The organism is Ralstonia sp. AU12-08 (genome assembly GCF_000442475.1).
Taxonomy (GTDB): domain Bacteria; phylum Pseudomonadota; class Gammaproteobacteria; order Burkholderiales; family Burkholderiaceae; genus Ralstonia; species Ralstonia insidiosa.
This window is the reverse complement of record NZ_ASZV01000046.1, coordinates 339,421-363,038: the sequence shown is the minus strand read 5'-3', so window position 1 is coordinate 363,038 and position 23,618 is coordinate 339,421. Positions and strand designations below refer to the sequence as shown.

The following is a 23,618-nucleotide window of genomic DNA, read 5'->3' as shown; positions in this document are numbered from 1 at the left end:
TTTGGGGGTAAGGATTTTGTGGTGGCTCACGCACTCGGGGTGCTCTGGCGCTCTGGCGTGGTGTTGAGTGCCTCGATGTCGGCAGCGTCCAGCCAGCGCCATTCGCCCGGCGCGAGATCGTCGCCCAGCGACAGCCCGCCGATGGCGCTCCGGTGCAGCCCGGTCACATGGTTGCCGGCCGCAGCCACCATGCGTTTCACCTGGTGGTATTTGCCCTGCGTGAGCGCCATGCGCAGGTGATGCGTGGCCACACGCTCGGCCCAGGCGGCGGTGACGTTTTCATCCTCATCGTCCAGCAGCACGCCGGCACACAACTGGGCAACCTGCGCGTCGGTCACCGGCTCGGCGGTGGTGATTTCGTACACCTTGGGCACCTGGTGGCGCGGGCTGGTGAGCGTGTGGACGAACTGGCCGTCGTCGGTGAGCAGCAGCAGCCCCGTGGTGTCCTGGTCGAGGCGGCCCACGCACTGCACGCCGCGCTCGCGCAGCGGCACCGGCAGCAGCGAGTACACGCTCGGATGGTGCTTCGGCTTTTGCGAGCACTCCACGCCGGCCGGCTTGTTGATCATCAGGTAGGCACGGGCGTGGTACGTCCAGCGCTCGCCGTCCACGTCGAGCACCAGGCCGGCGGTATCGACCAGCGCGTCGGGGTCTTCCATCTCGACGTCGTTGATGAACACCAGCCCCGCGAGCACGAGGTCCTTGCAATAGCGGCGCGTGCCGAAACCCTGGGATTGCAGAATGCGATACAGCGGAAGACGAGCAGAAGAATCAGCCATGACAACAACGTGAAGAGGGAATGCGGCGTGGTTTGCCGGATTTTGCCGGGTTTCACCGGGCATATTTACGATACGCTCGGCCAATCTTTAAAACAGCCGACCTCGCCCGATGCCACCCACCAACGGAAAACGCCAGCCCTATGCCATCGGAACGCATTTTCAGCGCGGACTGGTATGGTTCCGACGCGATCTGCGGCACTTTGACCACGCGGCGCTGCATTATGCCCTGCGCCACTGCCGCGAGGTCTATTGCGTGTTCGTGTTCGACCGCGACATCCTCGACGCACTGCTCGCGCGCGGGCTCAGGGCAGACCGTCGCGTCGAGTTCATCCGCGCGTCCATCGAGGAGCTGCGCACCGCCCTGCGCGAAGCCGGCGGCGAGCTCATCGTCGTGCACGATCACCCGCGCCACGCGATTCCCGATCTGGCGCGCAGGCTGAACGTCGAAGCCGTCTTCGCCAACCACGACGAAGAGCCCGCCGCGCAGGCCCGTGACGAGGCCGTGCGCAAAGCACTCGCCCAGCAGCCGTGCGCGTGGTTCGACTTCAAGGACCAGGTGATCTTCGAGCGCGACGAGGTGCTCAACGGGCAAGGCAAGCCGTACGGCGTCTTCACCCCGTACAAGAATGCCTGGCTGGCCGCGCTCACGCCGTTCGACCTGCGCGCGTATCCGACGGAACCCTACTTCGGCGCGCTGGCCAAGCCGCCGCATGCACTCGCGCCGGCTACGCCTTCGCTGGAAGCCATGGGCTTCGTGCGTTCGGACCTTGCGGAGATCGCCTTGCCCACTGGCATGTCGGGCGGCGCTACGCTGCTCGATGATTTCGAAGACCGCATGGACGACTACCACGCACGCCGCGACTTCCCTGCCGTGCGCGGGCCCAGCTATCTGTCGACGCATCTGCGCTTCGGCACGGTGTCGATCCGCACGCTGGCAGCGCGCGCACATGCCGCCATGTTGCGCGGCAGCCGTGGCGCGGCGACGTGGCTGTCCGAGCTGATCTGGCGCGACTTCTATTTCATGATCCTGCACCACCGCCCAGACCTGGCGGACGGCGCCTCATTCCACCCGGAGTTCGATCGCATCCGCTGGGTGGACGGCGAGACCGGAGACACACGCTTCGACGCCTGGAAGGCCGCACGCACCGGCTATCCGCTGGTGGATGCCGCCATGCTGCAGATCTTCCAGAGCGGCTACATGCACAACCGCCTGCGCATGGTGGCGGCCAGCTTCCTCATCAAAGACCTGGGCATCGATTGGCGTCGCGGCGAGCAGTACTTTGCCGACGTGCTCAACGATTTCGATTTCGCAGCCAACAACGGCGGTTGGCAATGGGCGGCATCGAGTGGATGCGACGCGCAACCGTGGTTTCGCATCTTCAACCCGGTCACGCAGTCGGAGAAGTTTGACCCGCAGGGCCGCTTCATCCGCAAGTACCTGCCGCAGCTTGCGGGGCTGCCCGACAAATACATCCACGCACCGTGGACGGCGCCGGCCGATGTGTTGAAGAAAGCGGGCGTGGTGCTTGGCGAGACGTACCCACACCCCATCGTCGACCATGCTGGCGCGCGCGCGGCTACGCTGGACCGCTACGCCGTCACAAAGGCCAATCGCACTTCAGGCGCCGAAGCCGCCTCGCTGAGTAAAAACGACGCCCAATAACGCACTAAAAACAACGGGCCGGTATGCACCGGCCCGTCATTCTGTCTGCCTCAAGTGGCGTCAGCCCGCGTTGCCCGCTGGCGCGCGCGCGCCGATCAGGTTGCGCAGGTGCTGCAGCAACTCCTCTTCGTTGTACGGCTTGCCCAGGTAGACGTTCACACCGATCTCCGCGGCGTAGCGGCGGTGCTTGTCCGCCGTACGCGAGGTGATCATGATGATCGGCGTGGCGCCGATGCGCTCGTCCGCACGCACGTTGCGTGTGAGGTCGAAGCCGTCCATGTGCGGCATCTCGATGTCGACGAGCATCGCGTCCGGCGTGACTTCCTGCAGTTGACGCAGTGCGTCCACACCGTCGCGCGCGAGCACGGCCTGGTAACCCGAACGCGTCAGCAGACGCTGTGTGACCTTGCGCACCGTGAGAGAATCGTCGACCACCATGACGATCGGCTGGGTAGCCAGGCCCGGCACCGCGTCGGTGTTGCCGTTGCGCGAGAGCTCTGCCACGGCGCCCGTGGTTTCCTGATCGGCCTGCGGCAAACCCAGCGCGGCCACTTCGCGCTCAAAGCGCTGCGTGAGCACCACCGGGTTGTAGATCAGCACGATCTCGCCGTCACCCAGCGTGGTCGCACCGGCAATACCTTCCAGACGTGCGAGGTGCGGGCCGATGTGCTTGACCACCACTTCGCGGTTGCCAATCACTTCGTCAACGTGCACGGCTGCGCGGTCGGCACCGCTGCGCACCACCACGGCGGGCGAGTACTTGCGCGCGCCCGTCACGGGTTGCGCTTCTTCAAGCAACGCGCCGAAGTAATGGAACGGCACCGGGCCGGTCGGCAGTTGCAGCGCCGCAGCGTTGTAGGCCTCGGCCAGCGCCTGCGAACGCAGCTGCTGCACGTGGTCGATCATGCCCGACGGGATCGCATACACACGCTCGCCCACACGCACCAGCAGCACCTGCGTGATGGCGGTGGTCAGCGGCAGGTGGATGGTGAAGCGCGTGCCGACTTCCGGCGTGGTCTGCAGCGAGATGCGGCCACCCAAGGCCACGGTCTCGGCACGCACCACGTCCATGCCCACGCCACGGCCGGCCAGCTCCGACACCTGATCGGCGGTGGAGAAGCCCGGCGTGAAGATCATCTCGGTGAGGCGCGCATCGCTGGCCTCTTCATCCGGCCCCAGAAGCTGACGCTCCAGTGCGCGGGCGCGGATGCGGTCGAGATTCAGGCCGGCCCCGTCGTCCACGAAGTGCAGCACGACTTCGTTGCCTTCCTGCTGCACTTCCAGCGTCAGTTCACCCGCAGGCGATTTGCCCTTGGCGCGGCGTTCGTCGGCGGATTCAATGCCGTGCGCGACGGCGTTACGGATCATGTGCTCCAGCGGGCCGCCCATGCGGTCCAGCACGCTGCGGTCCAGTTCCACCGTACCGCCCTTGATGAACAGGCGGACTTCCTTACCGGTTTCCGATGCGGCCTGGCGCGCCACGCGATACAGACGATCCGCCACGGTATCGAACTGCACCATGCGCGCACGCATCAGGCTGCGCTGCAGACCGCGCGTAAGGCGCGCCTGGGTTTCCAGATCGAGCGAAGCCTGATCGAAACCGCGGAACAAGTTCTGCTGCACGGTTGCCACGTCGTTGACGGACTCGGCCATCATCCGCGTGAGTTCCTGCAGGCGCGTAAAGCGGTCGAACTCCAGCGGGTCGAACGCTTCGGCGTGCGCTTGCGCATCGGCAATGCGCGACTCCATCTGCGTTTCGGCCTGGATTTCGATCTCGCGCACCTGCGAGCGCAGACGCGCCACGTTGTCGTTCAGTTCCGACAGGTAGGTCTTGAGCGCATCGACTTCCGATTCCAGACGCGCACGCGCGGCACCCACCTCACCGGCGTCATTGATAAGCGAGTCGAGCGCACGGGCCTGCACACGCACCATCGCGCGCTGGCGTTCGGCCACTTCCAGGGCCTCAGCTTCTGCGCTGCGCGTGCCGGTCAGGTCAATGTTGGTGGTGGCGGCCACAGCCGGCAGCATCGACGCGCCGGGTACTGCCTGAGTTTCATCCTGCGTCTGCAATGCCTCTGCTGCTTCGGCCAAGCCTGCATCCAGCGACAGCACCTTGCCCGAGCCCAGCGCATCGACGTGCGCTTGGATGCGGTCGAACCACATGTAGAGCTTGCGGAACAGCGCGTCGTCCACGCGGTTCTGGCGCAGGCCGCTCTCGATGGCGCTTTCCATTTCGTGCGCAGCCTGGCCCAGCGTCATGGCACCGGCCATGCGCGCGCTGCCCTTGACCGTGTGCAGGTTACGCAGCAGCAGGCCGGAGGCGGCGCGGTCTTGCGGCGTGGCTTCCCACGCGCGCAGGTGCTGGCCGAGTTCGGGCAGCGCGACGTGCGCCTCTTCCAGGAAGATTTCCAGCAGCGCCGGATCCAGCGCGTCAGCCGGCGCCTGGCGAACCAGTTCACCAACAGCCGGCTCGGCCACGGGCGCCTGATAGGCCGGCGCGAGTTGCACCAAATCCTGAGCCTGCTGGAGTTGCGTCAGAACCGGGGCATCCGCCAAGCCCGCGGTTTCGTTCTCAGCCTGTGCGATTTCGACAAAGGCTTGCGGAGCCGGCTCCAGCGGCAGACGCGGACGCACCAGCACCCGCTCGCACAGCTCCTCCAGACCGCGACGCAGCGGCTCGTCGGCGTCCGGCCAGACACTCGCGGCAAACTGATGCAGCATGCCGCGCATGCGTTCGACCGCCTGGTCGAGCAGACGGAAGTCGCCCGGGTGCATCGCCACCGGACGGCTGTTCAGGTTCAGCAGCACATGCTCCAGCGCATCGGCCAACTGGCGCACGGGCTCCAGTTCGACCACGGCAGAGCTACCTTGCAGCGTGTGCGCGGCGCGCAGTGCCAACTCGCTCGGCGGCGTGCGGCCTTCGTGACGCCATTCCGAGAAATCCACGCCCAGGCGGCGGATCAGATCGTCGGCTTCCTGCAGGTAGACGTTGTACAGCGCCACGCTCACGCGCACCGGGCCGACAACCTTCATGCCATCGTCGTGCGGCGCCTCTTCCGCATCACCCGTCTGTGCAAACGGGAAGGGGATCACCTTGGCGTCGCCATCGGCAGCGTGCGCCGGGGTTTCGACCTCGGTTTGCGGTGTGTCGGACTCGACGTGCGGCGTTTCGGACTCAACGCTCGCGGCTTCGAACTCGGTAGGCGGCGTTTCGGACTCGACGTATGGGGTTCCGGACTCGGCGTGCGGAGCTTCAAGCTCAACGCTCGGCGTTTCAGGCTCAAGCGCCTTCGGCTCGTCTTCCCAGACCAGCGAGGATGCGTCATTGGCTGGCTCGGCCGCTTCCAGCTCGGAGAGCTCCGGCTCAACCACAGCGGCAGGTGCAAGCGGTTCCGATTCCGGCACCGCCTCCAGCCAGACGAACGGGCCACCATGACGCACACGCTCGGCGGCGGCGACTAGCGGTTCGATCGGGTGATCGGCCTGCGGCGATTGCGCAATGGCGGCCGCCCACGTCGACAGTTCGGATTCAGCGCGGGTGAGCAGCGCAGCCAGATCGTGCGAGGGCACGCGGCTCTCGGCCAGCCACACGTTCATCACCTGCTCGATGGCCCAGGCGGCCTCGCCGTAGCGGGTGAGGCCAACCATGCGGCCCGAGCCCTTGAGCGTGTGGAATGCGCGTCGCAGTTGCGTCAGCAGGTCGAGGTCGGAGCCAGCGGCCACGCCACCGGTGCCGGCCTCGGCCGCGGCATGCAGCGCGTGCAGATCGGTGCGCACACCGGCCAGCACTTCTTCGGCTTCAGACAGGAAGATGTCGAGCAGTTCGGCATCGATGGATTGCGTATCGCGCGCGGCAGTGGCCGGTGCGGGCGCTGCCTCGGCGGGTGCAGCAACCGGTGCGGCCAGCGCAGCCTGCAGGCGCTCCAGCGAACCGGCACTGCCGACCTGCCATGCATCGAACTGTGCGAGCGCCTCTTCCAAGCGGCGGCGGCGTGCCGGATCATCGTCAATAGTGGCGGCGTCGCGTGCTTCCTGCAGCGCGGTGCGCAACTCGGCAGCCAGCGGGTCAGTCGGGTCGACCGGGTGTTTGGCGAGCAGGCGGTCGAGCAGCGATTGCAGTGGCGACGCAATGTCGGCCGCAGCCGCGTGCTCAGCGGCGTATGCATCGGCCTGCGTCTCGCGGCGGGCCAGCATGCCGGATTCCGCATCAAAGGCAAATTCGTGCCAGGCCGTTTCGCGCTCGGTTGGCGTAAGCGTGCCTGCGATGACGATCTCGTCGATCTGCGTGCTGGTCAACTCGGTACCGGCCGACAGCGCATCGAGAAAGCCCTGCAGGCCGCTGGCGTTGGCAGCCAGTGCACCCAGATAGCGTTCGCGATCGGCGCCTGCGCCCTCGCCTGCCGCTTCCAGCGCGGCGATGGTCGATTGGGCGGCTTCGGTGGCGTGCACGGCCTCGTGGGCACCAATGGCAGCAAAGGCTCCCTGCATCTCGCCGAACAGGCGGCTGGCTTCCTGCAGACCACCGCTTTGCTCGCCCTCTCGCTCGAAGGCGTCAAGGTGCGTTTCGGCCGAGGCCAGTTGCGTCTGCAGCGCGCGCACCTGCTCTGCGCGCGTGCGGCGATATGCGGTTTCTTCGGCCAGCAGGTGCAGCCATGCCGGTGCGGGCACCGTGTCACCTGCCTGCGTGGCGCGAGCGTGTTCGGCCAACTCATTGCAGCGGGCGGCAAACCACGCGCTGCGCAAATCGCCGGATTCGCCATGCAGCGCCCACGGGCGGGCCAGCATGCGCGAGAGGAATTGCAGCGTGGGCGCGACACCCTGGCCATGCGCTTGCGCCAGATGCTGCGATAGATCCAGCAGTGCGGGCTGGCCCAGTGCGTCGGTATGCAGCGCGAGCGTCTGCAGCGCGGCATCGGTTTCTTCAGCGTCAGGCGCAGGTTGCTGGCTCAGTGTTTCCAGCGTGCGGCCCACGCGTTGCAGCGTGTCGGTCGCATCCGCCGGCAGCAGCGCATAGTACTGGCGCGTGTGCAGCGCACCGGCCGGCGCGTGCGTGGGCGGAATTGCAAAAGCCTGCACACAGGCGACGATGTCCGGGCCGAGCGTGTCGTCGCCCACGGGGGCGGCCGGCGCGTTGTTGTAGGCCATGCCGGCCAGCAGGTACAGCGCGTCGGTCAGCAGGCCCTGCGGCAGGTGAATGTTGTTGTGCGAGTACTGGCGCAGCAGCAGGTTGACGCGCGCGGCCAGGCGCTTGGCGGTCATGTCGGCCGGCACCAGCCCGGCACGCAGCGCGCCGAAGGTCAGCGCCAGCACGAGCCACAGATCGCGCTGCAGGTCGTCACCGGCGCGGCGCGGTTCGCGTTCAAGCGCGCGAATGCCGTGCAGCAGTTCTTCCAGCGGCGCGTAAGCGGCGGCAGCGGCAGCCGGATCGGCCTGGGCGCTGTCTGCGGTGGATGCCGGCGCGCCGGATGGTGCCCGTAAGGCCGTCAGCAATGCGAGTTCGAACTTGCGGCGCAGGCGTGCCAGCCCCGGCAGATCACGCGAGGGCAGCAGCAGCGCCGGCAGGTGGCGCAGCTCGTCAGCCCACAGGTCGGCCGGGTGGATGCGTTCTTCGCCCAGGCGTGCGAGCACGGCTTGATACGGTTGGAACAGGCGCAGCGGCTCTTCAGCCATGCCGGCCATCAGGTCGGCCACGTATTCCTGCAGCGCCTGCACGGCGCGCGAGAACACATCCAGCGTGTGCGCATCGGCCTGCATAGTGCCGGCGTCCACCGCTTCGAGCAGGCGCTTGGCGGCCTGGCAATACACGTCGATGCCCCGCAGGCCGACGATCAGCAGCGCGCCAGCGGCTTGGTGCAGGTACTGGCCGGCCAGGCGCAGCGAAGTGGTATCACGCGCGCCGATGACTTCCGGGTTGGCGATAACTTCGGCCGCATATTCGCCGAACTCGCGCACGGCATCGTCCAGCGCGGCGCGCATGTTGGGCGCAACCCAGGCCAGCGCGGAGAGATCGCGCGCCGGCGCAACAGACTTCGGACCGAATTTCGGACCCCCGGCTGAGGCTCCGGCCGCCTCAAGCGAGGCGCGCTCGGATGCTTCGGGCTGGGCGGAAGATTGATGACGCATGTGTGCTTCCAAAAAGCGTGTGGCGGTTGCCGCGGTTGCCCCGGGTTGACCCCTTCGGCGTTCCCGCCCGAAATCCAGTGACGACGGTGTCAGGCCCGATGTCAGGCGAATTACGCGATACGGAACCGAGCCACCGAGTCACGCAGCTCTTCAGCAAGCTGCGTGAGCTGGCGCACCGACTGGGCGGTCTGGCGCGTACCGGTCGACGTCTGTTCCGTGATGTGCAGAATCTGTTCGATGTTCTGCGCCACGTCAGATGCCAGCGTGGCTTCGTGCGACGTCGTCTGCGAAATGCTTTCAATCAGCTCGGCAAGCTGGCGCGACACACGGCCGATCTCCACCAGTGCGGCACCGGCGTTATCGGACAGCTTCGCCCCTTCCACCACGCCCGCCGTGCTGCGCTCCATCGCGTGCACCGCGTCTTGCGTATCGGTCTGAATCGTGCGGATCAGCGCGCCGATCTGCTTGGCTGCCTCGGCAGAGCGTTCTGCCAGGCGCTGCACTTCCTCTGCCACCACCGAGAAGCCGCGGCCAGCTTCACCAGCCGATGCGGCCTGGATGGCTGCGTTCAGTGCCAGCACGTTGGTCTGCTCGGTAATGTCCGAGATCAGCTCCACGATTTCACCAATCTCCTGTGACGATTCGCCCAGGCGCTTGATCCGCTTCGAGGTTTCCTGAATCTGGTCACGGATGTCGTTCATGCCCGTGATGGCGTTCTGCACGGCCTGCTGACCTTGCTCGGCAGCGGCCAGCGAGGCGCGTGCCACGTTGGCCGATTCAGCCGCGCCGCGCGAGACTTGCGTAATGCGGTCGGCCATCTCCACCACCGACTGGCCGGTCTGGCGAATCTGGCGGGACTGTTCTTCCGATGCGGTCACCAGGCTTTCCGACGTGGTCTGCACTGCCGACGATGCCTGCGTCACCTGCTCGGCCGTCTTCTGCACCCGGCCGACCAGCTCGCGCAGTTCTTCCACGGTGTAGTTCACCGAGTCGGCAATGGCGCCGGTAATGTCTTCCGACACGGTGGCCTGCTTGGTCAAGTCACCGTCTGCGATGTCCTGCAGTTCGTTCATCAGACGCAGAATTGCGGCCTGAGTGGAATCGTTGTTGCGCTTTTCCACCATCCGGCGTTCTTCCGCTTCACGCTGACGGGCTTCAGCTTCCATCGTACGCACACGCGAATCGCGCAGGTACAGGGCGGCCAGGCCAGCCAGGCAGACCAGGGTCAGGATGGCCGACAGCACCACCGCGCCCAGCGTGAACGGACGGTTACGCACGCTGCTCGAATACGCCGACTGCAGGTCTTCCAGCTCGGCACGCAGCTTTTCGTTGTCGTTGAAGATCTGCTGCTGGGCGCGCTTGGCAGCGATCAGGCCCGGCAGGTTTTCCAGAATGATCTGCGTGGTCTTCTGCACGTTGTCGAAACGGGTCGACAGCTCTTGCAGGTAGCCCTTGGTCTCAGGGTCGGTCGCGGCCGACAGGCGCAGCGCTTCGGAGCCGTTGAGCAGGCCGTTCAGGGTTTCGCGGAAGGTGTTGGTGTCCTTACCGAGCAGGAACGCCGTTTCCGGGTTCACGCCTTCGCCGGCCAGGAACTCGTTCATGTTCTTACCCAGACGCTGCGTCAACATCACGAGCTGCGACGAGGCGGCCACTTCACGGGCCGGCGCGTTGGTCTGCAGCTTCATCGACGAGATCTGCTCGGCTTCTTCCAGCAGTTCGGGGTTGGACGCGTTGAACACGTTCAGCGTCTTACCCACCGCCACCAGGGTCTTCTCTTGCGACAGCACGGCCTGCGCGCTCTTGTCGCTGCGCTTCCACTCGTCGATTGCCTTGTCGAGCAGGACTTCCGAGTCGCTGCCGGTCGTGGCGCGCACGCCGCGATCGGCGTTGCCGTTCTTCAGGGCTTCGAGGTTTTCCTGCAGGCGCGCGCGGCTCTCCTTGAGCTGCGCGAAGGCGTTGACGTTACCGAGCAATGCCACCGGAACCGCCTTGGCCAGACGCTGCGAGTGCATCAGCGTGTCACCGGCAATTTCAATCTGCACCGAGCCGTTGTTGGCTTGGCGGTTATCCAGGTACACCGACGTCAGCAGGGCCAGCAGGCCGACCACCAGGCCGATGGTGAACACCCGCTGCTGCGCGGCAAACGGCACGCGCTCCATCCAGCCGACCACGGCATCCATGGGCGTGCGGCCCAGCTGCGTGGGCGTGCCAGCGTCATCCTCGTGGGGCGCATTGTCCAACTGCGCCAACTGCGCGGAGGTGGCCGATGCGCCCTCTCCTGCAACCTCCGGCGCCCCAGCTCGGCGACCTGCGTTGAACCACTTGAACCCCATAGGACCCTCTTGTTTTGTCGATGCGGCCGTCCGGTTTTCCCGAGATCAGCAGCATGGATTTCCCGTCCGCGGCCTCGCCTTGTCTTGACCGGCGTGGTCCGCACCTTCTGCAGTGCATATCGGCACAAAATGGCGCGTCCTGTTGGCGCACCACGCACCGCATCTTGCCCCTTTGCGCGCACCCGCTCCCGTTGCGGATGTGCCCAATCTTTTCTTATTCGTTGCCCAGCCCATCCTGCAGCCGGGTCTTGCTACGGTTGCAGTACGCCTTACGCGCGGCTGCGACCCACCTGCAGGAAGGCCGGATCGGCCAGCAGGCGGCGCACATCCATTTCGCGCCACAGCGTGCCCTGCGCATCGCGCCAGGCACGGCCTTGCCACAGGCGGCTCTCGTCCTGTTCGGCCTCGACTGGCTGCAGATCGCTCAGGCTGCGCAGCCCTGCCACGCGCGGCACGATGATCGCGCACGCGCGTTGCGGGTCTTTCGACAGCACCACGATCTTGGCGCCGGCACTGCCTGCCGTCGGCGCTTCGCCGCAGAACAGGCTGAAATCGATCACGCCCAGCAAGTTACCCCGCGCATTTACGAGGCCCAGGTACCACGGCTGCGTGAGCGGCACGCGTGCGGGCGGCTGGTAGTCCAGCACCTCGCCGGTGTCCGACAGCGACAGCAGCCAGTGCTGGTCGCCGATCTGCACGCCCAGAAAGCCTTCCGTCGATGACTTGGCGCGCGCCTCTTGCAGGCGCCGTGCCAGCATCGCCTGGTATTCATGCAGGCGCTGGCGGGAGGTCAGGTTGGTGCGCGGTTCGTTCACGTCTGGCTCATGTCCGTGGTGTTCCGGGTCGGCGGCGGGCTTGGCTTATTGCGGCAGCTTGCCGATCTTGTCCAGCAGCTCTTCAGCCTTGACCGGCTTGACGATGTAGTCCGATGCGCCTTGGCGCATGCCCCACACGCGGTCGGTCTCCAGCCCCTTGGTCGTGCACATGATCACGGGGATATCCTGGAAACGCTCGTCCTTCTTGATTGCACGGGTCGCCTGGTAGCCATTCTGGCCGGGCATCACCACATCCATCAGGATCAGGTCGAAGGCTTCGGCTTCGAGCTTGGTCATGGCCTGGTCGCTATCGGCCGCAACCGTTACCTTGAAACCACCCTTGCCGAGGATCTCCGACAGGTGAAGCGCTTCAGTCGGGGAATCATCAACCACCAACACTTTCTTGATTGCCATACAAACAGTCCTTCGTATTAGAGAGGTGCCTTCATTGCGTGGCGCCACGAGATTCGCTCGCCGCCGGCAGATGGGTCTGGATCGCCTCCAGCAGCGCTTCCTTGGAGAAAGGCTTGGCGAGATGGTCCACCGCACCGACCGATCGGCCGCGCGCGCGGTCAAAGATACCGTCGCGCGAAGACAGCATGATCACAGGCGTGGCATGAAACTTCGGGCTTTTCTTGATGAGTGCGCAGGTCTGATAGCCGTCCACGTTCGGCATCAGGATGTCGCAGAACACGAGATCGGGCTTCAGGTCGCCAACTTTAGCCAAGGCGTCGAAACCGTCTTCGGCCAGCACGACCTGGCAGCCTGCCTGGGTCAGGAAAATCTGCGCAGTACGGCGGATGGTGCTGGAATCATCAATGACCAGCACTTTGCAGCCCGTGAGGGGTGCCGAGGAGTTCGCCAGCGGTGAAGTCGCCAGCGGTTGGGATTCGGTCAGTTGTTCCACCCGCGCGGATTGCATCATGTTCTCGCCATACGCAACTACGGCGACCACGGGTCGCCACGCCATTCTGACCGGATGGATCGCGGCAAATCGACGCGCAGCGTGCCCCCAAAAGTGCTGCAAGGGCCCACGCTGGCGACGACTTCAAAACTACGCCCCCCGGCCCGCTTATGAAGTGTAAAGCTCAGAATTTGACGAAGTGTGACAAGTCACCCATCTGCCGTCAATGATGCCGTTAATGGCGCCAGCCCTTAGCCGAGCGCCTGTGGCATGGAAGCGACGAGCCCGAAGTTTTTGATTCGATCGAACCGTCACTTCCTGATATTTGGCTGTCGGCAAGAGGGCAACCGCTCACTTGCCAACGAGAGACAGGTCAGATCCGGCTCAGATCTGCACCATTTCGAAGTCTTCCTTGCGTGCGCCGCACTCGGGGCACGTCCAGTTGATGGGCACGTCTTCCCACTTCGTGCCGGGCGCGATGCCGTCATCCGGCGCGCCTTGTTCTTCGTCGTAGATCCAGCCGCAAATCAGGCACATCCACGTCTTGAGTTCGGTATTGGTATCGCTCATAGGGTAAAGCTTCGGTGGGTTCCGTCTATTAAAATGGCAGGCCAGATGGTACCGAATCACGCTCGCGCGCGCCAGAACAGGCGCCGGGCACGCAGCGTGTTTGACTGTATCCAACCTGGATCTGCGTCAAACCACCGCATAATCGCCGCAAACCTGTCTTTAAACCGTGCCGCAGCATCGTTCTGCGCGGCGCCTCTCTCCTCCAACTGTATCCATGTCGACACCCTCATTGGCCACTCCTTGCAGCGCTGCCCTGTTTGAACGTGCCCAGAAGACCATCCCCGGCGGGGTGAACTCGCCGGTGCGCGCCTTCCGCTCGGTGGGCGGCACGCCGCGCTTCATTGCCAAGGCAGCCGGCCCCTACCTGTGGGATGCCGACGGCGCCCGCTATATCGACTACGTCGGCTCGTGGGGCCCGATGATCGTCGGCCACGCGCATCCGGACGTCGTGCGTGCCGTGCAGGAAGTGGCGGCCGACAGCTTCTCGTTCGGTGCCCCGACCGAGGCTGAAGTCGTCATGGCCGAAGAGATCTGCAAGCTCGTGCCGTCGATCGAGCAAGTGCGGCTGGTGTCGTCCGGCACCGAGGCGACCATGAGCGCCCTGCGCCTGGCCCGCGGCTTTACCGGCCGCGACCTGATCGTCAAGTTCGAGGGCTGCTACCACGGCCACGCCGATAGCCTGCTGGTCAAGGCCGGCTCGGGCCTGCTGACCTTTGCCGACACGACGCAGAACGCGCCGTCGTCCGCCGGCGTGCCGGAAGACGTGGTCAAGCACACGATGGTGCTGCCGTACAACGACGTTGCCGCGCTGCGCGAAGCGTTTGCGCGCCATGGCAACGAGATCGCCGCCGTGATCGTCGAGCCAGTGGCCGGCAACATGAACCTGGTGCGTGGCAGCACCGAGTTCCACCAGGCCATGCGCTCGCTGTGCACTGAGAACGGCGCCGTGCTGATCTTCGACGAGGTGATGACGGGCTTCCGCGTGGCGCTGGGTTGCGCGCAGGCGCTGTACGGCATCACGCCGGACCTGACGTGCCTGGGCAAAGTCATCGGTGGCGGCATGCCGGCCGCAGCCTTTGGCGGGCGCCGCGACATCATGGGCTTCCTCGCGCCGCTGGGCAGCGTGTATCAGGCAGGGACGTTGTCGGGTAACCCGCTGGCGGTGGCGGCTGGCCTCACCACGCTGCGACTGGTTGCTGCGGATGGTTTCCACGACCGCCTGGCTGCACAGACGCGCAAGCTGGTGGATGGGCTGTCCGACATTGCCCGCGAAGCTGGCGTGCCGTTTGCCGCTGACAGCGTCGGCGGAATGTTCGGCATCTACTTCCGAGAAGGTGTGCCGACCAGCTTTGCTGAAGTGACCAAGAGTGATGTGGGGCGCTTCAATGCGTTCTTCCATGCCATGTTGGCTGAGGGCGTTTATCTGGCGCCGTCTGCGTTTGAGGCTGGATTTGTTTCGGCCACGCATGACGATGCGATTCTGGATGCGACTTTTGCTGCGGCTCGCAAGGCGTTTAAGGCGGTTTGATTTTTGGGTCTTCGGGATGCGCCCTGATGGTGCATCCCTGGTTTCATCCCCTGCCGGGGATGGACCCGATTCAAAAACTCAAACCCGCCCAACCACCTCCACCAACTCCCGCCCCAACGCTTCAGAAGCCGCCACCATCGGCGCCCGCAGCACATTCTTCACCTGCCCTTCAGCGGCCAGCCAAGCCTTCAACGGCCCAGGATTGGTCTGCGCAAACAACAACCGAATCACCGGCGCCAACGCATGATGCAACCGCCGTGCATCATTCAACCGCTGCTCCTGCACCGCGCGCACCATCTCCACAAACAGCTCAGTACGAACATGCGCGGCCGCAATGATGGCCCCCACACCGCCCGCGCACAGCGTGCCGAACACCTGCGCATCCTCCCCTGCCAACACCTGCAACCGCCCATCGGCAATCACGCGCTGCGTCTTGTCGGCATCGCCGCCGCAATCCTTGATGCCGTGGATGTTGGGATGCGCGGCCAGCGCAAGCAGCGTTTCGGCATCGATGCTCGCGCCCGTGCGATACGGAATGTCGTACAGCAGCACCGGCACGGGCGAGGCATCAGCCAGGGCCGTGAAATATTCGATGATCCCCTCCTGCGACGGGCGGATGTAGGAAGGCGCCGGTATCAGGAATGCGGCGGGCTGGTGCCCGGCAAGCCTGAGCACGCGCTCACGCACGGGCGCCAGGGCGCTGCCTGAGACGCCCATCACCACGGGCAACCTGTCAGCCGCAGCGCGTACCGTATCGAGCACGTCAGCCTGTTCCTGATCGGTGAGCGCAGCAGCCTCGCCCGTACTGCCACAGGCTACAAAGCCGGCGACACCCTGCGCGCGATATCGCGCCACTAATGTATACAGCGCACCGTAGTCGACGGACCGTGTCGCATCATTGGCAAACGGCGTGACGATGGGCACCCAGATGCCGGCATACGACGGGCGCGCGCTGGCAGACAGATTGGTGGATGAATTTTCAAGCACGACAACACTCCTGGACGAATCAACGACCGATCAAGAACCATCAGGAGAGCATCGGGAATGCTAGGCCCGCGAGATGCGGGTAGAGGTCAACCGTGTCCAACGTGGCGGTCAGCCGCTGTTCCGTCGCCCATCTGACGGAACAGCACTCCGGTCAGACGAGCGGCTGTTTGGAGGCTTTTTTGGCATGCGCGCGCGCCGACGCGACCGACAGGCTATGTGCCGGTGCGATGCAGATCGACGAAGCAAGGGAAATTGCGCGCATGGAAATTGTCAAAAAAGTCCCCACACCGTACTGATGTGTGACTGAAGCGTCAAGCGTATAGGCTAGAGTTCGCCGGAACACCATGAGACGATGTCGGTCTCATGCCACATTGTTTGTCTGACTGTCTGATCACGAGGTATTCATGACCCTTGCCCTGTCCATTCGCTCGACGCGTTTTTCGGTGCTGCGCTGGCTGGCGCTGTCGCTGGCCGTGCTGGCCGCGCCGTTCCTGTCCGCCTGCGGCTACAACGATTTCCAGGCCAAGGATGAAGCCACCAAGGCCGCCTGGGCCGAGGTCGTCAACCAATACCAACGCCGTGCTGATCTGATCCCGAACCTGGTGAACACGGTCAAGGGCTACGCCTCGCACGAGAAAGACACGCTCGAAGCCGTGACCAAGGCCCGCGCCGCAGCCACCAGCTTCCAGATCACGCCCGAGGTGCTTAACGATCCGGCGGCGTTCCAGAAATTCCAGGAGTTGCAGGGGCAGCTTTCCAGCGCACTGTCGCGCCTGATGGCGGTGTCGGAAAACTATCCGCAGCTCAAGGCCGATCAGTCGTTCCGCGATCTGCAATCGCAACTGGAAGGCACCGAGAACCGCATTACCGTGGCGCGCCAGCGTTACATCAAGTCGGTGCAGGACTACAACGTGCTGGCCCGCAGCTTCCCGACCAACCTGACGGCCAAGGTGATGGGCTACCAGGTCAAACCGAACTTCACGGTCGAGAACGAGAAGGGCATCTCCACCGCCCCGGCGGTGAAGTTCTGACGAGTTGACGATCATGTCGATGCGCGCGCGTGCTTTCTTTGCCTTCCTGCTGACAGCGGCCCTTTGGCTGGCCGCCGCGTTGCCTGCGCGCGCGCAGAGTGACATGGTGGCCGTACCGCCACTGGCGGCGCGCGTGACCGACCTGACGGGCACGCTCTCTGCCCAACAGCGCAGCGCGCTCGAGCAGGTACTGGCCGACTACGAGCAGCAGCGCGGCAGCCAGATCTTCGTGCTGATGGTGCCGTCCACGGCGCCCGAACCCATCGAGGCCTACGGCATTCGCGTGGCGGATGCCTGGAAGGCCGGCCGCAAGGGCGTGGACGATGGCGCCATCATCCTCATCGCCAAGGACAACCCGGCATCGCTGCGCAAGATGCGCATCGAGGTCGGGCGTGGGCTGGAAGGCGCACTAACGGACGCACAATCGAAACGCGTCCTGCAGGATGTGATGGCGCCGCACTTCCGTCAGGGTGATTTTTACGGCGGCTTGTCAGCGGGCATCTCTGCCATCCAGACCATCGTTGCGCAAGAGAGTCTGCCGCCGGCCGAGCGCGCCAAGCACCAGCAAGCCAGCGGCGGCATCGGCGATTGGCTGCCGGTGCTGTTTCCGCTGGCGATCATCGTGTTCTTCGTGCTGAGCGCGGCCATGCGCTCGGGCGGGCGCGTGACGGGCAGCCTGCCCGGTGGCCGGCCCGGCACGCGCGTGGTGATGGGCAACCGTGGCTGGGGCCCGGGCACCATCGGTGGACTTGGCGGTGGCATTGGTGGCGGACTTGGTGGTGGCTGGGGACGCGGCGGCGGCGGTTTCGGTGGCGGCGATTCCGGCGGCGGCTTTGGTGGCGGCGGCGGTGGCGATTTCGGTGGCGGCGGTGCCTCCGGCAACTGGTAAAAGCGGGTGAGCGCAATCACGACCATGGCATCTCAAACCCGACACCCTCGCGGCGCACGCCGTGCCCTTACCCACCTGCTGACCACCTCGTCGCACGCCAAGCGTGCCTTTCCGCCGGCCGAGCTGCAAAAGCTTGAGGCCGCTGTGCGCGAAGGCGAACAACGCCATCGCGGTGAAGTACGCGTCGTCATTGAAAGCTCACTGCCAGTGCGCGATGCATGGGCGGGCGTCACGCCGCGCCACCGCGCGCGTACGCTGTTCGGCCTGCTGGAGGTATGGAACACGCGCGAACACGTGGGCGTGCTGCTCTACATCAACCTGGCCGACCACGCGGTCGAGATCCTGGCCGATCACGGTATCGCCGCCAAGGTCGATGCGCATGCCTGGCGCGCGGCCTGCGAGACCATCACGCGTGGCTTTGCGCAACGCGTGACGATGGCGCCGGTGCTGGAAGCGCTGGCGCAGATCAACGACCTTCTCGCCTCCCATGCTCCTGCCGACGGCACCCCGCGCGCCAATGAGCTGAGCGACCGTCCGCTGGTGCTGTAGCCGTTCTCATTTGCAGCGGCAGCGATGCCCGTTCGGGTGTCGCATTGCCCACGTTCTTCGGGCCATGTTTCAAGACTGAAACGGTTTTGATACCCCTGAGAACGCCGGCCTTGTCGGCCAGCCACCTAATCCTTCCGTACGACACGCCTGCCGCGCGGCCATCGGGCATCAAGATCAGGTGGCCGTTCCGCTGTAGGCCGCCTGTCCGATAAAGCACTCCTCTCTTCCTGCAAGACAGGCAGCAAGTCACGTTGCGCTCACATCGCGCCAGACGACTGCGGCGGGCGGCATCTTGTCCCGGCAAGATCCCCCATGTTTCAGCAATGCACGAACGGCCATCGCTGGCACGGCAGCGGGGTTTCCCCTGCCTTTTTTGCATTGCACAACACGCATACGCCACTTTTACGTTTGCTATTTGCGCAAAGAAGATGTGCAGCATCGTTTGCTGTGTCGTGTGCGGCACAAAGTGTCCGTAACGCGTGGGATACAAGCGCGGGCCGATTGCCTGGGCTGGAGGCTGGCATGCCTGCCCAGCCTAGGAAAATCAAGGACTTAGCGGCAATGGCACGGTCATCGCTCATATGTCCGCGCCAACATCGCTGAGCACTGTTCCGGAATGTCTGGACCATCCTCTGGCAATCACCCCTCCACAGGAGAGCTGACGTGCAGACCAAGACAGCAGGGAGCAAACGCAAGAGCCTCGGCGCCGCCGGCATTGAATACGCGTTGTTGCTGACGTTCGTCGCCCTGGCAATGGCCGGGTTTCGTCTGAGCGTCAAAACGTCGACCGGCACGATCTGGAACAACACGGCGACGGGGTTGTCGTCTGTGGCCAGCTCAAGTCAATCCGGAGGTGACGGCGGCGATGACGGAAACGGAAACGGAAACGGAAACGGAAACGGAAACGGAAACGGAAACGGAAACGGAAACGGCAACGGCAACGGCAACGGCAACGGCAACGGCAACGGCAACGGCAACGGCAACGGCAACGGCAACGGCAACGGCCATGGTCATGGCCACGGCGGCTGACCTATGCGGTATGCGGCACGTCCAGCCCTAGTGGGCTGAGGGGGCCAACGTAGCAAAAGAATTCGGCGCCAAGTGCGGCGTCTTGGGGAAGTTCAAAACAGGGCGAGTGGCATCGAACACATGCCCACCGCGGTGCACCGGCACTGTTGCCGGACAACCGCAAGCAGTGGTTTAGCAGTACGCCCGGGGTGTGAACCGGTTCCTGAAGGTCATACGGATCGATTCACCGCACCCATGGCGCAGCCGTCGCATCTGCGGCGATGCGTCCGGCGAAGCGGCGATGGTGGCTGGCCCACTCGCGCTGCTCCCGGGCAACGGTGAAGTCGGGGGAGCCATCTATCACGTTGCGATCCGGAACGTGCCGATCTTGGTCGGCATGCTGACGGCACTCGCTCGCGAAATCCCGGAACCCCTGATTCGGCCCTAGCCGGCTTGCCGGCTAAAACGCGCCCGATCTTCAGCGGAGCGCATTTCCTTGAACCATGACGCAAAGGAGTTGGACATGAAAGCCATGATCAAGCGTTTCGTGCGCGAAGAAGACGGCGCAGCCGGCGTGGAATACGCACTGCTGCTGGCATTTGTGGCACTGGTGATGGTGGCCTCGGGCGGTACCGTCAAGACTGCCGTCGGCGCTATCTGGAGCACCATCGCGACCCAGCTGTCGACGGCCGCCGCCTGAGCAGCTTTTCTGTGCCCAGGTCAGGTCCGGCACATCCGGACCTGATCCGGCCGAATCCATCCTGGCCCGCGACGCCACCGGCATCGCGCGGACAGAGAAGCAAGACACGGCACCCGCGAGGACATTGACATGACCACCTCAGCCAACCTAGCCAATCTCTGCCTCACCCTGCTCGTGGTGACGGCGGCGGCGTACGACGTGCGGACGCGCCGCGTGCCGAACTGGCTGGTCGGTGTGGGCTTGGTGGCGGCGCTCGTCGCGCAAGGCATGACGATGGGCGCGGGGGCCGGCAGCCTGGCTTGGCTCGGCGGCGCGGCTGTCGGCATGGGGCTGTGCTTCGGGCTCTACGCGCTCGGTGGCATGGGTGCGGGCGACGTGAAGTTGATGGGCGCAATCGGCGCGTTCATGGGGCCATTCGGCGCCTTTCACGTGGCCCTGGTGAGCTTTCTTGCGGGCGGTGTTCTGGCGCTCGTCATGGTGATGCTGCGCAAGGAGGCGCGCCGTTCGGCGGCGGGTGTCTCGGCGTTGCTGCTATCGCTGCCGATGTTGCATGCATCCGGTAGCAAAGCCGTGCACACAGAGGCGCAAGCGCCCAAGCACGGCGGAACGATCCAGTTGCCCTATGCGGTGGCGTTTGCAGCGGGCACGTTGTTGGTGAAGTGGGGAGCGATGTAGTTGAGGGGAGCAACACTGGTGCGTGCCCAAGCGCTGCGCAAACACAAGCAGCAGACGGCCACCGCTCAAGCCTGATCGGTCAACAACGTCCCAGGCACGCATCAGCATCACGAAGACATTCAGAGCCGCGTAACAGCGGCCCGGGCGAGGGGAAGAGCCATGCGTCAATGCAGTCGCACCAATGGGCAAGCCAGGACCTGCGCGGCACCGCCTCGCCATACATGCGGCCCACGTGCGTCCTGGCATGCGCCCCCCGTGTCCACACGCCACGCGGCCGACCGGCGACTTGGCCGGCCCTGTCTGCCCATCGCCTGCCTGCGGTCCAAATGGCGCTGGGATTGAGGATTGACTGAAGGGGTTGGGAAATGAAAAACCTGCGCATCCTTTCCATGCTGTTCATTGCCACGATTGCCGCGCTGGCAGCGGTGGTATTCGCATCGCGCTGGCTCACGCAGCAGAGCAGCAATGGCATCACCAAGGTAGCAGTGGCTACCGCAGACATTGACCTGGGCCAACGCCTTTCACCCGATTTCGTCAAGCTGGTCGATTGGCCAACGTCAAGCCTGCCACCCGGCGCAATCAGCGACTCGCACGCGCTCGACGGCCGTGTGGTGCGTGCCAGCCTCACGCGCGGCGAGCCCGTGCTCGAATCCAAGCTCACCCCGGTGGGAACAGCCGGCGGATTGTCCGCAGTCATTGGCGAAGGCAAGCGCGCTATCACCGTGCGCGTGAACGACGTGGTGGGCGTGGCTGGCTTTGCGCTGCCCGGCAGCTACGTCGACATCATCGTCAACACGCTGCAGGACGCCAAGGATGTCAGGCCGGGCACCGACCGCAATGACCAGTCAATTTCGAAGATCGTACTGGAGAAAATTCTTGTGCTGGCGGTTGCACAGGAAGTCAACCGCGACGACACCAAACCCAAGGTCGTCAACGCCGTCACGCTGGAAGTCACGCCTGAGCAAGCCGAGAAGATCGACCTGGCACGCAGCGTGGGCAACCTCTCTCTGGTGCTGCGCAATCAGGTTGATCCACGCCCCGTGGATACGGCCGGCGCCACGAAGAGCACGCTGCTCAAAGAACCCGTCATGACAGCGGCGGTGGCCGTGCCGGTGGTCAAGACGGTACAGGTGGTGCGTCGCGTTGCGGAACACCGTGCAGCCGGGAACTGCGTGGGTGTGATCAGCGGCGTGCAGCACAGTCAGGAGTGCTTCTAGACAAGCGCAAACCACGCCGGGCAGCACAGTAAAACGCGAGTAACGGAAGAAAGGCTCCACGTAGAGAGCCAGACACGGCAACCGCCCTTGTCATGCAGAACAACCAATCTGGGGGATCGACATGGACCAACTCGTTGATCGCGGCGCCAAGCGCTGCATGGGACCGTACCTGAAAGCTACCGCGCTGGCGGTGGCCACGCTGGGCGCACTGTGTGCAGGTGCCGCACACGCTCAGGTTGGCGTCGAGAGCGCCATCCTGACCAACAACGCTGCGGCCCCCAACAAGCCGATGAAGGTGTCGGCAAATGGGCCGATCCAAGTCACCATCGGCAGTGCTGCCACAGCAGAATCCAACCGCGACACATCGGCAAAGGGCCCGAGCTGTGCCGGCGCCATGCGCTCACACAGCGAGGTGACGGTACCAGTGGGCAAGTCAACGATGGTGCAATTGCCCGAACCCGTGCGCAGCCGCACCGTTGGCAACCCGAACGTCGTACAAGCGATGCTCGTCTCTCCGCAGACGCTGTATGTGCTGGGGTTGGAAGTGGGTTCCACCAACATGATTGTGCAGGGCCGCAGCGGCTCATGCAGCGTCGTTGATGTGGCCGTGGGCGCGGACCCGGGCGGACTGCAAACCACCCTGCGGCAACTGATGCCCGAGGCCAAGAACGTGAGGGTGTCGGCGGCGGCCGACAGCCTGGTGCTTGGTGGCTCGGTGAGCGATTCGGTGCAGGCGCAAAAGGTGGTGGACATTGCCAACGCCTTCGTCACACGCACCACGCGCGGCCCCAATCAGGGAGATCAGCAAGCGGGCGCAGGCCAGGCAAGCACCGCGCAAAACACGGTTGGCGGCCCGGGCGGGCCACTGCGCAGCCCGCGCATCATCAACATGATGGCAGTCGAGGCGCCGCAGCAGGTGATGCTGGAAGTGAAGGTGGCGGAGGTCTCCAAAACGCTGATTGACCAGATGGGCGCCGCCTTCAACGCGAATAGCGCATTCGGTAGCTGGTCGTTCGGGGCGATTGCCAACTTCCTCTCGGGCTCGAACGACATCATCAACTTCAGCAAGAACAACAACCTGCCACTCAAGTTTTCACTCGATGCGCAACGCGGTGATGGCTTGGTGAAGGTGCTTGCCGAGCCGAGCCTGATGGCCATCAGCGGCCAGGAAGCCAGCTTTCTGGCGGGCGGCAAGGTCTTCATTCCAGTGGCGCAAGGCGCTGCCGCAAATGGCGTGGGAACCATCGTGCTGCAGGAAGAGACCTTTGGTGTGGGCCTACGCTTTACCCCCACCGTGATGGAGAACGGCCGCATCAATCTGAAGGTATCGCCAGAAGTGTCGGAGTTGTCGCCTACCGGTGTGGCCGTTACCGCGCCCAACAGCAACAACACGTCAATCCTGCCGCTCATCACGACGCGCCGCGCATCGACCACGCTGCAGGTGCATGACGGCCAGAGCTTTGCGATTGGCGGGCTCATCAAGAACAACATCACTGGCAGCCTCAAGGCGTTGCCGGGCATTGGTGAACTGCCAGTGATCGGTGCACTTGCGCGCAGCACCAGCTTCCAGCAAGACCAGACCGAGCTTTTGTTCGTCGTCACGCCGCACCTGGTCAAGCCACTGCCAGAACAGTATCCGCTGCCAACCGATAGCTTTGGTCCGGTCAACCGTGGTGAGCTGTACATGAACGGCAACATGGAGGGTCACGTGCCCACGCCAGCTCCGGCACCTGCCAACACCCCGGCTCCCGCTGCGCCGACCGCCCCCGCGGCACCGGCAGCCAGCACTACACCGCTCAACACCTGGCGCTTTGCGGCGACGGGTGAGCAACCCTCCGGCAACTGAA

General features: G+C 64.7%; 20 protein-coding genes. 12 read left to right on the top strand and 8 right to left on the bottom strand.

Features of this window, described 5'->3' with window-relative positions; translation table 11 throughout:
• Nucleotides 1-26: 26 nt before the first annotated feature.
• Nucleotides 27-779 (bottom strand): 16S rRNA pseudouridine(516) synthase, encoded by a 753-nt coding sequence (locus C404_RS51970; RefSeq protein ID WP_021196750.1) that lies wholly within the window; start codon nt 777-779, stop codon nt 27-29.
• A 109-nt stretch (nt 780-888) separates the two neighbouring features.
• Here C404_RS51970 and C404_RS51965 point away from each other — a divergent pair, with 109 nt between their 5' ends.
• Entirely contained in the window at nt 889-2,442 is a 1,554-nt protein-coding gene (locus C404_RS51965; protein WP_021196749.1) for a cryptochrome/photolyase family protein, read from the top strand.
• 60 nt (nt 2,443-2,502) lie between these two features.
• Here the strand turns inward: C404_RS51965 and C404_RS51960 are convergent, their stop codons facing one another.
• The 6 genes from C404_RS51960 to C404_RS51935 all read right to left on the bottom strand — a co-directional run bounded on the left by C404_RS51960 (nt 2,503) and on the right by C404_RS51935 (nt 13,187).
• The gene (locus C404_RS51960; RefSeq protein WP_021196748.1) at nt 2,503-8,565 is read right to left on the bottom strand and encodes a hybrid sensor histidine kinase/response regulator; all 6,063 of its coding nucleotides are present in this window, start codon (nt 8,563-8,565) and stop codon (nt 2,503-2,505) included.
• A gap of 110 nt (nt 8,566-8,675) precedes the next feature.
• Nucleotides 8,676-10,898 carry a methyl-accepting chemotaxis protein gene (locus tag C404_RS51955; RefSeq protein WP_031329927.1) on the bottom strand — a complete coding sequence of 741 codons (2,223 nt, stop codon included), beginning with the start codon at nt 10,896-10,898 and terminating at the stop codon, nt 8,676-8,678.
• Between the two features lie 269 nt (nt 10,899-11,167).
• Entirely contained in the window at nt 11,168-11,713 is a 546-nt protein-coding gene (locus tag C404_RS51950) for a chemotaxis protein CheW (protein ID WP_021196746.1), read from the bottom strand.
• A 45-nt stretch (nt 11,714-11,758) separates the two neighbouring features.
• Nucleotides 11,759-12,127 (bottom strand): response regulator, encoded by a 369-nt coding sequence (locus C404_RS51945; protein WP_021196745.1) that lies wholly within the window; start codon nt 12,125-12,127, stop codon nt 11,759-11,761.
• Between the two features lie 31 nt (nt 12,128-12,158).
• Complete coding sequence (locus tag C404_RS51940; RefSeq protein ID WP_031329926.1) at nt 12,159-12,683, bottom strand: response regulator; 525 nt, start codon at nt 12,681-12,683, stop codon at nt 12,159-12,161.
• Nucleotides 12,684-13,001: 318 nt separating this feature from the next.
• Nucleotides 13,002-13,187, bottom strand: a complete 186-nt coding sequence (locus tag C404_RS51935) for a rubredoxin (protein ID WP_021196743.1) — start codon at nt 13,185-13,187, stop codon at nt 13,002-13,004.
• A gap of 214 nt (nt 13,188-13,401) precedes the next feature.
• Between C404_RS51935 and hemL the strand changes: the two genes are divergently transcribed.
• Nucleotides 13,402-14,715: a glutamate-1-semialdehyde 2,1-aminomutase gene (gene hemL, locus C404_RS51930; RefSeq protein WP_031329925.1), complete on the top strand. Its 1,314-nt coding sequence runs from the start codon at nt 13,402-13,404 to the stop codon at nt 14,713-14,715.
• 78 nt (nt 14,716-14,793) lie between these two features.
• On the opposite strand, the gene dapA is transcribed toward hemL, so the two are convergent.
• Entirely contained in the window at nt 14,794-15,702 is a 909-nt protein-coding gene (gene dapA, locus C404_RS51925) for a 4-hydroxy-tetrahydrodipicolinate synthase (protein ID WP_021196740.1), read from the bottom strand.
• Between the two features lie 92 nt (nt 15,703-15,794).
• Between dapA and C404_RS59550 the strand changes: the two genes are divergently transcribed.
• The 10 genes from C404_RS59550 (at nt 15,795) to C404_RS51880 (ending at nt 23,617) form a co-directional block, all read left to right on the top strand.
• Entirely contained in the window at nt 15,795-15,998 is a 204-nt protein-coding gene (locus C404_RS59550; RefSeq protein WP_080981291.1) for a hypothetical protein, read from the top strand.
• Between the two features lie 108 nt (nt 15,999-16,106).
• Nucleotides 16,107-16,733: a LemA family protein gene (locus C404_RS51920; protein WP_021196739.1), complete on the top strand. Its 627-nt coding sequence runs from the start codon at nt 16,107-16,109 to the stop codon at nt 16,731-16,733.
• Between the two features lie 13 nt (nt 16,734-16,746).
• The gene (locus C404_RS51915; protein WP_021196738.1) at nt 16,747-17,622 is read left to right on the top strand and encodes a TPM domain-containing protein; all 876 of its coding nucleotides are present in this window, start codon (nt 16,747-16,749) and stop codon (nt 17,620-17,622) included.
• A 24-nt stretch (nt 17,623-17,646) separates the two neighbouring features.
• Nucleotides 17,647-18,171: a TPM domain-containing protein gene (locus C404_RS51910; protein WP_021196737.1), complete on the top strand. Its 525-nt coding sequence runs from the start codon at nt 17,647-17,649 to the stop codon at nt 18,169-18,171.
• Between the two features lie 663 nt (nt 18,172-18,834).
• Nucleotides 18,835-19,200: a hypothetical protein gene (locus C404_RS61045; RefSeq protein WP_021196736.1), complete on the top strand. Its 366-nt coding sequence runs from the start codon at nt 18,835-18,837 to the stop codon at nt 19,198-19,200.
• A 190-nt stretch (nt 19,201-19,390) separates the two neighbouring features.
• The gene (locus C404_RS51900; protein WP_021196735.1) at nt 19,391-19,627 is read left to right on the top strand and encodes a hypothetical protein; all 237 of its coding nucleotides are present in this window, start codon (nt 19,391-19,393) and stop codon (nt 19,625-19,627) included.
• A 75-nt stretch (nt 19,628-19,702) separates the two neighbouring features.
• A complete protein-coding gene (locus C404_RS51895; protein ID WP_021196734.1) occupies nt 19,703-19,879 on the top strand; it encodes a Flp family type IVb pilin in 177 nt (58 codons plus the stop codon).
• 129 nt (nt 19,880-20,008) lie between these two features.
• Complete coding sequence (locus C404_RS51890) at nt 20,009-20,554, top strand: A24 family peptidase (RefSeq protein WP_021196733.1); 546 nt, start codon at nt 20,009-20,011, stop codon at nt 20,552-20,554.
• Between the two features lie 365 nt (nt 20,555-20,919).
• The gene (gene cpaB, locus C404_RS51885) at nt 20,920-21,771 is read left to right on the top strand and encodes a Flp pilus assembly protein CpaB (RefSeq protein ID WP_021196732.1); all 852 of its coding nucleotides are present in this window, start codon (nt 20,920-20,922) and stop codon (nt 21,769-21,771) included.
• A gap of 121 nt (nt 21,772-21,892) precedes the next feature.
• Nucleotides 21,893-23,617, top strand: coding sequence for a type II and III secretion system protein family protein (locus C404_RS51880; RefSeq protein WP_021196731.1), 1,725 nt, complete (start codon nt 21,893-21,895; stop codon nt 23,615-23,617).
• The last annotated feature ends 1 nt before the right edge of the window (nt 23,618 follow it).